Below are 12,629 nucleotides of genomic sequence, written 5' to 3' on the forward strand. Positions count from 1 at the left end.
CGCTCAGCAAATTGAGCGTGCCAAAATTTGCGTTCCAAAGCTGAAAAATGTATAAAAAACAGCCTTATTTAGAATAAATAGGCGGTTTTTGTTGTAAAAATAAACTATTGAATGATTTTAGTGATTTCAATGCTTGACGACTAAACCATTAAATTGTTTAATACGCCCCATCGGCGTGATAGCTCAGTAGGTAGAGCAACGGATTGAAAATCCGTGTGTCCCCAGTTCGATCCTGGGTCTCGCCACCATATTTAAAAATCTTTGAGATTTCAATCCCTGATCCCATCAGGGATTTTTTTTGGGTAAAAAATATTCGGTTGAATAAAAAAGTCATGATTTTTATTGACTATTGAACTGAGATACGGCTTAATACACCGCATCGGCGTGATAGCTCAGTAGGTAGAGCAACGGATTGAAAATCCGTGTGTCCCCAGTTCGATCCTGGGTCTCGCCACCATATTTGAAAAACCTCAAACATTGTTTGGGGTTTTTTATTGCCTGCTTTTTATCATCAATTAAAAATAGATGCTCATCATTAAAAACAGCATGTCATTTTGAATGCGTAAATTGAACCCATTGTCTTACAAAATATCTTGCTATGGACTATAAATATCGTAAGATAAACCTTTGGTAAGTGAAATAGATTGTTATAAGAACAATGAAAGATTTATTTTCATCAGGCAGCCAGCTTTATCAGCAAGCTCGACCGAGTTATCCGCAAGAAGTGGTTCAGGAAATTTTAAATCATGTTCCAGAGCGCGGTTTTGCTTGGGATTGTGGTGCGGGTTCAGGTCAATTTACTCAATTGCTTAGCCCTTATTTCGATCATGTTGTTGCAACAGATATGAGCGAAAAACAATTAAACCTTGCGCCTTATTTTGACAATGTGAGCTATCAAGTCCAATCTGCTGAACAGACTTCATTTACAGCACAGAGTTTTGATTTGATTTCTGTTGCTCAGGCCATTCATTGGTTTGATTTTGATGGCTTTTATAAAGAAGTTGAACGCACATTAAAACCACAAGGTATTCTTGCTGTAATCGGTTACGGCTTAATTCATGTCGAAAATGCAGCCATCAATACCATGATTCAAAGCTTATATGCTGAAAAACTAGATGGTTATTGGGATGCGGAGCGCCGTTATATCGATGAAGAATATAAAACCATTCCCTTTCCTTTTGATGAAATAAACGTTGCTGAGTTTAAGATGCAGTACCAGTGGTCCTCTGCACAACTATTAAAGTATTTATCTACTTGGTCTGCAATTAAACACTATTGCGAAAGAAATCAGGATCATCCATTACTTGATCTAGCTGAAGCATTAACCAGCGAGCTTGCAGATTTAACCATCACATTCCCAGTTTTTTTAAGAGTGGGTAAAATTAAAAAATCAAAGAAAAAATGCTTTATGCACAAATAAAATAAGGATCGCATTTTATCTTTGATTACAACAGATATAGCTAACAATATACTTACTTATATATTATTTAAAAGTAAGATAAATCATGAAAGCTCCAGTTAAAATATTATCCATTGCTGTATGGTTATCGGTATTCAGTTCTACCGCTTTTGCAACGACAGGCTATTTTATGCATGGCTATGGGGTAAAAGTCCAAGGCAATGCTGGGACCTCAATCGCTCAATTTCAAGATGCATTAACGATTGCCAATAACCCAGCAGGCTTAAGCTGGATTGGTGATCGTATTGATGTGGGTGCAACCGTGTTTTCACCTGATCGTTCAGCTGAGATTACCGCGAATCAAATGCCACAAGCTTATCCCAACGCCAATGGTCAATATGATGGCAATGGACGCAAATATTTTGTACTCCCAGAGCTTGCATTCAACCATCAAATCAATGATCAAGTTGCTTTAGGTTTAGCAATATATGGGAATGGTGGAATGAATACGGGGTATAAAAATAATCCATTTGCAGCATTTGGCAACAGTGGAATAGCAGGAGTGGATTTAACCCAAGTTTTCATTACTCCAGCAGTTGCTTGGAAATATGCAGAAAATCAATCTATCGGTATTGCAACCAATATTCTCTATCAACGTTTTGAAGCACGGGGAATTGCTGGATTTAGCGGATTTTCAGCCGATGCTTCAAATTTAAGCAATCGTGGTAAGGATTCTGCGACTGGCATTGGTGCACGTATTGGTTGGGCTGGAAAATTCTTTGATCAACGTTTAACCTTAGGCGCAAATTATTCTTCAAAAATTAATGCAGATCGCTTTGATCGATATCGTGGATTATTTGCTGAACGCGGTGACTTTGATGTTCCTGAAAGTTATGGTGTGGGTGTAGCTGTCAACATCACACCTCAATTAACAGTGGCTGCGGATATACAACGAATTAACTATTCGGATGTGAAATCGGTAGGAAATCCTTTTGATCTTGCACAATTACAACAAGGTCATGCTTTTGGTACACCACAAGGGCCAGGATTTGGCTGGAATGATATCAATATCTATAAACTGGGTGTGTCTTATCAAGCCCATCCAAAACTCACACTAAGAGCTGGTTATAGTCATAATGATCAACCGATTCCAGACAGTGAAGTGTTTTTAAATATTCTTGCTCCTGGGATAATTCAAGACCACCTCAGCGTGGGTGCAACTTGGAATCTCGATCAACATCAAGAAATCAGTATTGCCTATACACATGCCTTGGAAGATGAAGTAAAAGGCAAAATTTCCCCTGCGTTTGGTGGGGGTGAAGCGAAACTCAAAATGAGTCAGGACATTTTAGGGTTGTCGTATGGCTATAAATTCTAAGTTTTTCTGTCAATCGCCATGAAAGCAGATGGATTCGACAGATTTTTAATCTGAAATAAGACGTTTACCCAAACACACGACTTCGATTTCTTCATAGCCGAGTTGCTCATAAAAGCTTTGTACATCAATATTATCCTTACGGATTAACAGTTGCAGTTTGGGGCAACCTAATGCAACTAAACGCTTTTCAAGTTGTTGTATCAGTGCAGTTGCAACACCATTACGTTGATCATGAGGATGGACAGCAAGATAATTGACCCAGCCCCGATGCCCATCATAGCCCCCCATAACCGTAGCGATCAATTGTTCATCTTTGACCGCCAATAGAAACAATCCGTCTTTTTGTGCGACTTTACGGAAGATATCAATTTCTGGGTTGTTCCAAGGACGGGTTAAATCGCAGACTTCCCACAGTGCGATGACTTCGTCTAAATCGGTTTCCTGAAACTGTCTGATAATAAACATAGAATTTTTATCTCTTGTTTTTTAAACAATCTTTACAGCAGATTAATATAAAAAACCGCAGTTGATAAGTTTATTTTTTAGACAATACGTAAATACTTTTTGTTGAGTTTGTTAACTTATAAAAACGTTATAGGCTGAGAATAGTGATTTTTTATTGATTGAAAGTGTGCATAATAATGGAGGCATAATTTAAAACAAAAAAGGAACTTCACGTGAATAAACAGGAATTTGATTATATTATTATCGGTGGTGGAAGCTCAGGCTGTGTGTTGGCTGGGCGTTTATCAGAAAACCCGCAAGTTTCTGTTTGTCTACTTGAAGCAGGGGGGGCAGGTGAGGGTTGGAAAGTAGAAGTTCCTTGTGCAGCAGTGATTAGCATTCCAACCAAGATCAATAACTGGGCCTTTGAAACTGTACCGCAAAAGGGCTTAAATGGTCGTAAAGGCTATCAGCCTCGTGGAAAATGCTTAGGTGGCTCGTCAGCAATTAATGCCATGGTGTATATCCGTGGGCATCGACAAGATTATGATGATTGGGCAGCTTTAGGCAATACTGGTTGGTCATATGATGAGGTTTTGCCTTATTTTATTAAGTCTGAAAATAACCAAAGAATTAAAAATCAATATCACGGTAATGCTGGCCCACTTTCAGTTATTGATTTACGTAGTGATAATCCCTTACAGCAAAAATATATCGCAGCTGCCAAAGAGCAGGGTTATCGAATTCTGGATGACTTCAATGGAGAAGAGCAGGAAGGTTTAGGCGTTTATCAAGTGACCCATATCAATGGAGAGCGTTGTAGTTCCGCACGGGCTTATTTATTTCCTCACCGAGATCGTAAAAATTTAACGGTCGAAACCCATGCACAGACTCAGCGGATTTTGATTGAAAATGGCGTGGCTGTTGGGGTGGAATACAAGCAAGGCGGTCAGCTGAAAAAAATCTTTGCACGTCGAGAAGTGTTATTGAGTGCGGGAGCGATGCAGTCGCCACAGATTCTGATGTTGTCAGGTGTTGGCGACCAACAAGAACTTGCGCAACATGGCATTGAGGTAAAACAACACTTGCCTGGTGTAGGTAAAAATTTTCACGATCATCCTGATTTTATTTTTGGTTATAAAGTCAGTGAAATTCAAGGCACCTTTGGCTTATCTATTCCAGGTTCAATTGATCTATTTAAACAAATTGGACGTTATCGTAAAGAACGCCGTGGTTTGTTGACCACGAATTTTGCTGAATGTGGCGGCTTTATTAAAAGTTCAAATGAGCAAAGTCTACCGAATTTACAATTACATTTTGTGATTGCACTGGTGGATAACCATGCACGAACGATGCACACAGGGCATGGTATTTCCTGTCATGTCTGCCTTTTAAATCCAGTCAGTCGTGGTTCGATTAAGATAAGTGGGCCAAGTATCGATGATCCTTTATTGATTGATCCGAATTTTTATGGTGAAGAATCTGATTTAGAAGAAATGGTTAAAGGCTTTAAACTCACTCAGAAATTAATGCAATCTGATGCTTTTAAAAGCATGATTAAAGAAGATTTATTTACAGCCGCGGTAAAAACAGATGAGGACATTCGCCAAGTTTTAAGAGATCGCTCAGATACCGTTTATCACCCTGTGGGAAGTTGTAAAATGGGGGTAGACGATATGGCTGTGGTTGATCCACGGTTACGGGTTTATGGTATTCAAAACCTGCGTGTGGTCGATGCGTCAATCATGCCAAAAGTGGTGAATGGCAATACCAATGCCCCCGCAATTATGATTGCAGAGAAAGCGGTTGAGATGATTAATCAGGACCAAGCTGGTGTGGCGTTTATTGAAAAGAAAGATAAAGTGCGTGTTGCAATCTGAGTCTTTAGATATTTAAAAAATCAGTGGGTGGGCGTTTAAACCCAAATAAGTCCATAAAAAACGCCCTGAAGGGCGTTTTTACTTTTTACATCAGATTTAAAATCTTATGCAGATTTTTTAGCTTGATCTTCTAAAGAAGCAAGCATATGACCTGTTTCTTCAAAGTTATAGTGCCAAGAAAGTGCTTCGCGAAGAATATGCGGTGTTTGACCACCTTTTTCACATGCACGATCAAAGTAATCATTCAATGCATCACGATACATTGGGTGAGCACAGTTGTTGATGACTGCATGAGCACGTTCACGAGGCGCTAAACCACGTAAGTCAGCAAGACCTTGTTCAGTCACAAGAATATCAACATCATGTTCAGCATGGTCGATATGTGAAGCAAATGGAACAACAGAAGAGATGTCGCCACCTTTTGCAATTGATTTGGTCACGAAGATTGCTAAATGTGCATTACGTGCGAAATCACCTGAACCACCAATACCATTCATCATCTTGGTACCGCACACATGGGTCGAGTTGACGTTGCCGTAAATATCGAACTCAAGTGCAGTATTGATCCCGATGATGCCTAAGCGGCGAACCAATTCAGGATGGTTTGAAATCTCTTGTGGACGTAGAACCAGTTTGTCTTTGTATTGTTCTAGGTTGTTAAATACTTTTTCGCCATATTTAGCAGAAAGGGTAATTGATGAACCTGAAGCAAACTTCATTTTACCCGCATCAATCAATTCGAAAGTACAGTCTTGCAGTACTTCTGAATACATCACCAAATCTTCAAAGTTAGAATCTTTAAGACCGGTTAATACCGCATTGGCAATCGAACCGATGCCCGCTTGTAAAGGACCAAGATTCGAAGGTAAACGACCTTCTTCAACTTCTTTTTCAAAGAATGCGATTAAGTGGTTGGCAATACCTTGAGTTTCATCATCTGGTAGTGTCACTGTTGATGGAGAGTCATGATATTCGTTGTTAATTACGATACCCACGATTTTTGCAGGATCAATATTGATTGCAGGTGTACCAATACGTTGATCAACATGTGTCAAAGGAATTGCTTGACGTGTTGGACGGTAAGTTGGGATATAAATATCGTGTAAGCCTTCAAAAGCAGGGCTTAAGTTGGTGTTGATTTCAACAATCACTTTTTCAGCAAAAATTGCAAAGCTTGCAGAGTTACCCACAGATGTTGTTGGAATGATGCCACCATCTTCAGTAATCGCAATCGCTTCAATCACCGCAACATCAGGTTTTTTCAACTGAAGGTTACGCATTTGCTCAACAGTTTCAGACAAATGCTGATCGATGAACATCACTTCACCGTTGTTGATAGCTTTACGTAAAGTGTTATCGACTTGGAATGGTAAACGACGCGCAAGTACACCAGCTTCAGTTAATTGTTTGTCTAGGTCATTACCTAAACTTGCACCTGTGATTAAAGTAATCTTCAGCGGATTCACTTTGGCTTGTTTTACCAGCGCTAAAGGTACAGCTTTTGCTTCACCTGCACGAGTAAATCCACTCATCCCCACAGTCATTCCATCTTGGATAAAAGTTGCAGCTTGTTCTGCGCTCATGACTTTGTCATGGAGAGATGCTAAACGAATACGATCTAAAGACATGGTTTACGCTCAATTCTTGTTCAAAACTAGACGGATTGTACCGCCCTCAAACTGAATTGTGCATGCCTCTAATGCTAAGGTCTAATTTTTTCAATAAATGCAGGTATAAATTCTAGTGATGGTTTTTAAGTTGTTATTTATTAATAAAATAATGATGGCTGTTTGTTAAATAAACAAAGTTAAGTGCTGGTTTATTGAGCAATCACTAAAAGTGATCACTCAAACTTTGTTTGATTTTTTGAATTGGATTTGTAGGTATCGATTCTTCCTCAACTTTTATTGAAGTTGGTAGTGAAATGATGGCTTGTAACCCGCCTTCAGGACGGTTGGAAATCAACAGTTCACCTTGATGAATATCGACAATTCGTTTGACGATGGCCAAACCTAGACCACTCCCTTGTACTGTACGTGCGGCATCACCACGGACAAAAGGTTGCATAAGTCCTTCAATTTGGTCTTCGGGAATTCCTTCACCATTGTCTGCTACACAGATTTTAATATGCTCGTCTTCTACAAAAGCACTGAGTTCAATTGGTTCAGCCCCATAGCGTTTTGAGTTGTTGATGAGATTGCCAATCAGGCGTTTTAACGACAGTGAGCGTGCAGTAATGATCGGTAATTCTTGCGGCGTGAACTGAATATCTAAGGGTTTAAACTGAATGATTAATTCTTGTAGCAAAGCATTGATATTGGTTTCTTGAAGCTCCTCATCTGAGCCATCACGCATATAGGAAATAAACTGGCTTAAAATGGCATCCATATCATCAACATCATAAATCAAACCTTCTTTTAAAAAGTCATCATCAGACATCATCTCTGCACTTAAACGGATCCGTGTCAGCGGTGTTCTTAAATCATGAGAAATACCCGCCAACATGATTTGGCGATCACGTTCAGTTTGTTCAAGTGTATACACCATCTGGTTAAAAGCTTGGTTCACCTCACGAATTTCTTGTGGTCCGTGATTGGTTTCCAAGTAGGGTGCCTTTCCTGTTTTACTGTAGTTATTTGCTGCATGTTGTAAGCGACGTAACGGGCGGTTGAGCTGTCTGACCAGTGTCAGGATGATCGCTGCGGCAATCAGTGGAATACCCAATAACCAGGCTAAAATCAGTTCAGGACTATAGTTAGCATAGGTATTGAGAGGTTCACGGACCCAATTGCCATTCATTTCAGGGGTTTGAACCCAAATGCGCGGACTGGGTTTAAACTGGAAATAAACCGTCACATCTTTGATTTTTAATTCTTGAGCAAGCTGGTTCTCAATACGATTGGTAAAGAAATCTGCAATAATTTTGTCTTTTACATTTGGGTATTCTTTGGGATCTGTAACATATTCAACGCCAACCCGTTGCTTTAACCATTCGTCAATATCGAGTTGTATTTCGTCATGGTAAATCTGCAAGCGCGGATTATTGACCATTTCCAGTTCAACTGCCAAAAATCGTGCATGTTGTTGAATTTCAGGTAAATAAAGCGTTTTCCAGAAAAACCACAGTGACATAAATAGGCTAAAGAACACCACGAATACCACCAATACTGTGGTGCGCATTGCCGCTGAACGAGGTTTGACTTTATCGAGGAAGCGTTCCCAAGGTGTACGTTTGCGTTCTTTGTAGGTGACAAAGTCGGTAAATTCTTGTGGGTCTATGGGTTCTAATTTCACAGGAGCATTCCAATCTGTGCGATATTCTTAATCTATGGATTTCAGTTTAAAGGATGGCAGATTTATCGCAATATTAAAAATGTTAGGTTACTCGGCTTTAACTTATTTATTGTCATAAATACTCAGATTAAAATATTTAAACTCAACAAAATAATAGACTTATTGCATTGAGATCAAACAGTTTTTGTAGAGTCGCCCAATATGCTTATATTTAAAATACCAGTGAAATCATAAGTAAATAAGTGTAGCTCTAGGGCAAAGCCATCAAGACTATTATTTAGGATGAATAAATATGGATAAAAAAATACTGGACACATGCAAAACCAAGTATGTGACCAGTACTTTTGAAACTGATTCATGCTATCGAATCAAGATCTATTTATTCCGCACCATCTGGAACGAACACATAACCTACGCCCCAAACTGTTTGAATATAACGTGCGCGTGCAGGGTTTTCTTCAATCAAACGACGTAAGCGAGAAACTTGAACATCGATTGAACGTTCCATTGCACCCCATTCACGACCACGTGCAAGATTCATCAACTTGTCACGTGTTAATGGTTCGCGTGGATGTTGAACTAATGCCTTCAAGACCGCAAACTCACCTGTGGTTAATGTGACCACTTGCCCTTCACGCGTCAGGGTACGTGTTGATAAATCTAAAGACCAAGGGCCGAAAGACACAACTTCTACGTTTTGACTTGGTGCACCTGGAACTTCACGGACTTGACGACGTAATACGGCACGAATACGTGCTAATAACTCATTTGGATTAAATGGTTTAGGCAAATAATCATCCGCACCAGCTTCTAAGCCAGCAATACGGTCAGAGTCACTGCCTCGTGCGGTCAGCATGATGACAGGTGTATCTATATTTGATGAGCGTAAACGTCTACAAATGCTTAAACCATCTTCTACAGGAAGCATAAAGTCTAAAACGATGAGTGAAAATAACTCACGTTGTAATAGGCGATCCATCTGCGTTGCGTCGTGGGCCGTTTTTACCACAAAGCCTTTATCTTCAAGGAAACGCTGTAAAAGGGTACGTAAACGCACATCATCATCGACTACTAAAATGCGTTCGACGCGGTCAGTTTCGTTATGTACGATATCTGTATTTTCAGCAGGTACAACCAAACTCATGATGTACTCCCTTAATGTTGTAAATTATAAATATTCGTCAATCTCAGTATACTGCCTAAGCTCTTGTTAAGACTATGTATCAAATTGCTCAAAAATACAATTTTCAGGCTGTTTTGAAACCAAAAAACAACATCTATAACGATTTAAGATGATTCTATGTTTATAAATAAAAAGATATACCATATGCAAATGAAAGTTTTATGTATTTTGGCAATAAGTTTTGCTTTAAGTGCATGTATTAGCCGACTTTCCAGACCTGAAATCTCAGGACAAGTGATTGACCAATTTGACCAACCGATTGATCAGGTTCAAGTTGGTGAAACGCAAACAGATGTGCAGGGTAAATTTCGACTCAAGGAGCGACGCTATGCTGCATTTTTGCTGAAAGAAATCATGTATATGGAAGCACCACCAATATTTGTACAAGAGCGTCTAAGTAAACAGGGTTATCAGCCGTGTGATTTGCAATATTTCAATTCTCATGGGGGTGGACAGCGCAAAGGTGCACAGTGGAAAGTTGGAAAAATTATTTTACAAAGCAATTTAAATGTAGCAAAGCAGGATGAAATACCCGATTGCACTGTAAAAACTCAAGAAAAATGATCTTTTATCACTTTTTTCACTGCTAATTTGCAAAACAATTGTGGATTTTATGGTCTTGGTCTTTATAATCACTAACTTTTAGTCCTTATCCTTGTGGAATTAAACACGATGACTGACTTAGTTCAGCAGTTGGCAAGTGAACTTGCCGTACGTCCAAACCAAGTAGAAGCTGCCATTAAACTGATAGATGAAGGCTCTAGTGTTCCATTTATTGCACGTTACCGTAAAGAAGTAACGCAAGGCTTAGACGACATCCAATTACGCCAACTTGATACACGCCTTGTTTATCTACGTGATTTATTTGAACGCCGTGAAAAAGTAATCGAATCATTAAAAGAACAAAATAAGCTCTCTGATGACTTACTTGCTCGGGTAAATGGCGCTGAAACAAAAAATGCATTAGAAGAACTTTACGCACCGTACCGTCCAAAACGTACCAGTAAATCATTCAAAGCGAGAGAAGCAGGATTAGGGGAATTTGCTGAGAAAATTATCGCAGAGCAAATTGATCCGACTGAAGCTTTGGCTGGTTTTAGCCATGAAGAATACCCAGATGTTGAAAGCCAATTAGACGCGATTCAACACATCATCATTGATGACTGGGCACAAAATATTTCATTAACCACGGAACTTAAATCAACATTTGCCAAAACAGCGGTGTTAAAAAGTTTAGTGGCATCTGATGAGAAAAAAGAAGTCGGTAAGAAATTCCGTGATTACTTTGATTTCTCTGAAAATTTAAATAAAGTTCCTTCGCATCGTTTATTGGCAATGCTACGTGGCCGCCAAGAAAATGTATTGGGTCTTAAAGTTGATGGTGATGATCATGCACCACTTGCACGTATTGAAACTGAATACGCGCTTGAAAGTGTTCAGCCACAAGCACGTCAAGATTTCTTAAAGCAAATCGCAAAGCTGTTTTGGTTAGGTAAAATTCGCCCAACGATTGAGCATTCTTTGTTGACTGAAAAGCGCCTTGCAGCAGAATCAGAAGCAATGGACGTGTTTGCAGAAAACTTACGTCATTTATTGCTTTCTGCACCTGCAGGTTCACGTACAACTTTAGGTGTTGACCCTGGTATTCGTACAGGGGTGAAACTGGCGGTTGTTTCAAATTCAGGTGATGTGCTTGCGCATAGCACAATTTATCCATTTGCACCAAAAGAAGATAAAGCAGGTTCGATTGCTGAACTTGCACGTCTTTGCCGTGAATTTAATGTAGATTTAATCGCGATTGGCAATGGTACTGCGAGTCGTGAAACTGAAGCTGTTGTTGCAGAAATGATGGCTGCAAATGCGGATCTTACATTAACGCGTGTTTCTGTAAGTGAAGCGGGTGCATCTGTTTACTCAGCATCAGAATTGGCTTCTGCTGAACTGCCTGAGCTTGATGTTGCGATTCGTGGCGCTGTTTCAATTGCACGTCGTTTACAAGACCCATTGGCTGAACTGGTAAAAATTGACCCTAAATCTATTGGTGTAGGTCAATATCAGCATGATGTGAATCAAACCAATTTGGCAAAAACATTAGATGCTGTGGTTGAAGACTGTGTGAATGCGGTGGGTGTAGATGTAAATACAGCCTCTCCAGCAATCTTGGGCTATATCGCAGGTTTAAATAAAGCCATTGCACAGCAAATTGTAGATTACCGTAAAGAAAATGGTCGTTTTGACAATCGTCAAGCATTGAAAAATGTACCACGTTTAGGCGAGCGCACATTTGAGCAAGCTGCTGGTTTCTTACGTATTCAAGATGGCTCAGAACCTTTAGATGCATCATCTGTTCACCCTGAATCGTATGGTTTGGTCAACAAAATTGTTGAAGCGAAAGCGACCACAGTGAAAGATATCATTGGTAATACTGAAATTATTCGTCAAGTGAAAGCAGAAGATTTTGCTGACGACAAATTTGGTCTACCAACAATTCAAGATGTGTTAAGCGAGTTGGAAAAACCAGGTCGCGACCCTCGTCCAGAGTTCCGTACAGCAAAATTCCGTGAAGATATCACTGAAGTCAGTCAATTGACTGAAGGGATGCAGCTTGAGGGTGTGATTACTAATGTGACTAACTTCGGTGCATTCGTCGATGTTGGTGTGCATCAAGATGGTCTAATACATATTTCAGAACTTGCCAATGAATTTGTTTCTGATCCACATAAAGTGGTGAAACCAGGGCAAATCGTACAAGTACGTGTGTTGACAGTAGATGCTGAGCGAAATCGTGTGAATTTATCGATGCGCCCAGAAGGTTCGGAAGCACCAGCTAAAGCACCACGTCAAAAGCGTGAGTTCAATAACAATGAACAACGTGGTGAGCGTAAGCCTCAGGGTAAACGTCCACAGCAAGGTCGTCCAAACCATGACAATAAAGACAAAGCACCACGTCATGACAAGAAACCACAAGCAGCTAAACCTCAAGAAAACAAAATTGGTGGTTTAGGTGCGTTGTTATTACAAGCAGGGATTAAAGGATCTAAATAAGCCTTA

Annotated in this window: 9 protein-coding genes and 2 tRNA genes; 7 read left to right on the forward strand and 4 right to left on the reverse strand. The window is 39.7% G+C overall.

Features of this window, described 5'->3' with window-relative positions:
• Positions 1–172: 172 nt before the first annotated feature.
• The 4 genes from FHR28_RS00380 (at position 173) to FHR28_RS00395 (ending at position 2,777) form a co-directional block, all read left to right on the forward strand.
• Positions 173–248, forward strand: a tRNA-Phe gene (locus tag FHR28_RS00380).
• A gap of 133 nt (positions 249–381) precedes the next feature.
• A tRNA-Phe gene (locus FHR28_RS00385) sits at positions 382–457 on the forward strand.
• A 201-nt stretch (positions 458–658) separates the two neighbouring features.
• The gene (locus FHR28_RS00390; protein ID WP_004725351.1) at positions 659–1,420 is read left to right on the forward strand and encodes a class I SAM-dependent methyltransferase; all 762 of its coding nucleotides are present in this window, start codon (positions 659–661) and stop codon (positions 1,418–1,420) included.
• Between the two features lie 85 nt (positions 1,421–1,505).
• A complete protein-coding gene (locus FHR28_RS00395; RefSeq protein WP_166781719.1) occupies positions 1,506–2,777 on the forward strand; it encodes an OmpP1/FadL family transporter in 1,272 nt (423 codons plus the stop codon).
• A gap of 45 nt (positions 2,778–2,822) precedes the next feature.
• Here FHR28_RS00395 and FHR28_RS00400 read toward each other — a convergent pair whose 3' ends face one another.
• Complete coding sequence (locus tag FHR28_RS00400) at positions 2,823–3,242, reverse strand: GNAT family acetyltransferase (protein ID WP_004725355.1); 420 nt, start codon at positions 3,240–3,242, stop codon at positions 2,823–2,825.
• 212 nt (positions 3,243–3,454) lie between these two features.
• On the opposite strand from FHR28_RS00400, the gene FHR28_RS00405 reads away from it, so the two are divergent.
• On the forward strand, positions 3,455–5,101 hold the full coding sequence (locus tag FHR28_RS00405; protein WP_166781720.1) for a GMC family oxidoreductase: 1,647 nt from the start codon (positions 3,455–3,457) through the stop codon (positions 5,099–5,101).
• 104 nt (positions 5,102–5,205) lie between these two features.
• On the opposite strand, the gene FHR28_RS00410 is transcribed toward FHR28_RS00405, so the two are convergent.
• From FHR28_RS00410 to ompR, 3 genes are all read right to left on the reverse strand, one after another.
• A complete protein-coding gene (locus FHR28_RS00410; protein ID WP_166781721.1) occupies positions 5,206–6,729 on the reverse strand; it encodes an acetyl-CoA hydrolase/transferase family protein in 1,524 nt (507 codons plus the stop codon).
• 205 nt (positions 6,730–6,934) lie between these two features.
• Positions 6,935–8,395, reverse strand: a complete 1,461-nt coding sequence (locus FHR28_RS00415; protein WP_004725361.1) for an ATP-binding protein — start codon at positions 8,393–8,395, stop codon at positions 6,935–6,937.
• A 379-nt stretch (positions 8,396–8,774) separates the two neighbouring features.
• Entirely contained in the window at positions 8,775–9,539 is a 765-nt protein-coding gene (ompR, locus tag FHR28_RS00420) for a two-component system response regulator OmpR (RefSeq protein WP_004725363.1), read from the reverse strand.
• A gap of 183 nt (positions 9,540–9,722) precedes the next feature.
• On the opposite strand from ompR, the gene FHR28_RS00425 reads away from it, so the two are divergent.
• Both FHR28_RS00425 and FHR28_RS00430 read left to right on the forward strand, forming a co-directional pair.
• Positions 9,723–10,142 carry a hypothetical protein gene (locus FHR28_RS00425; RefSeq protein WP_081409399.1) on the forward strand — a complete coding sequence of 140 codons (420 nt, stop codon included), beginning with the start codon at positions 9,723–9,725 and terminating at the stop codon, positions 10,140–10,142.
• A 108-nt stretch (positions 10,143–10,250) separates the two neighbouring features.
• On the forward strand, positions 10,251–12,623 hold the full coding sequence (locus FHR28_RS00430; protein ID WP_004725366.1) for a Tex family protein: 2,373 nt from the start codon (positions 10,251–10,253) through the stop codon (positions 12,621–12,623).
• The last annotated feature ends 6 nt before the right edge of the window (positions 12,624–12,629 follow it).

This window comes from Acinetobacter sp. BIGb0196 (assembly GCF_011759595.1).
Classification (GTDB): Bacteria; Pseudomonadota; Gammaproteobacteria; order Pseudomonadales; family Moraxellaceae; genus Acinetobacter; species Acinetobacter guillouiae.

Coding starts and splice junctions, on each gene's coding strand:
- FHR28_RS00425 (WP_081409399.1), top strand. CDS start 9,723: ATGCAAATGAAAGTTTTATGTATTTTGGCAATAAGTTTTGCTTTAAGT.
- FHR28_RS00430 (WP_004725366.1), top strand. CDS start 10,251: ATGACTGACTTAGTTCAGCAGTTGGCAAGTGAACTTGCCGTACGTCCA.
- FHR28_RS00395 (WP_166781719.1), top strand. CDS start 1,506: ATGAAAGCTCCAGTTAAAATATTATCCATTGCTGTATGGTTATCGGTA.
- FHR28_RS00400 (WP_004725355.1), bottom strand. CDS start 3,242: ATGTTTATTATCAGACAGTTTCAGGAAACCGATTTAGACGAAGTCATC.
- ompR (WP_004725363.1), bottom strand. CDS start 9,539: ATGAGTTTGGTTGTACCTGCTGAAAATACAGATATCGTACATAACGAA.
- FHR28_RS00410 (WP_166781721.1), bottom strand. CDS start 6,729: ATGTCTTTAGATCGTATTCGTTTAGCATCTCTCCATGACAAAGTCATG.
- FHR28_RS00390 (WP_004725351.1), top strand. CDS start 659: ATGAAAGATTTATTTTCATCAGGCAGCCAGCTTTATCAGCAAGCTCGA.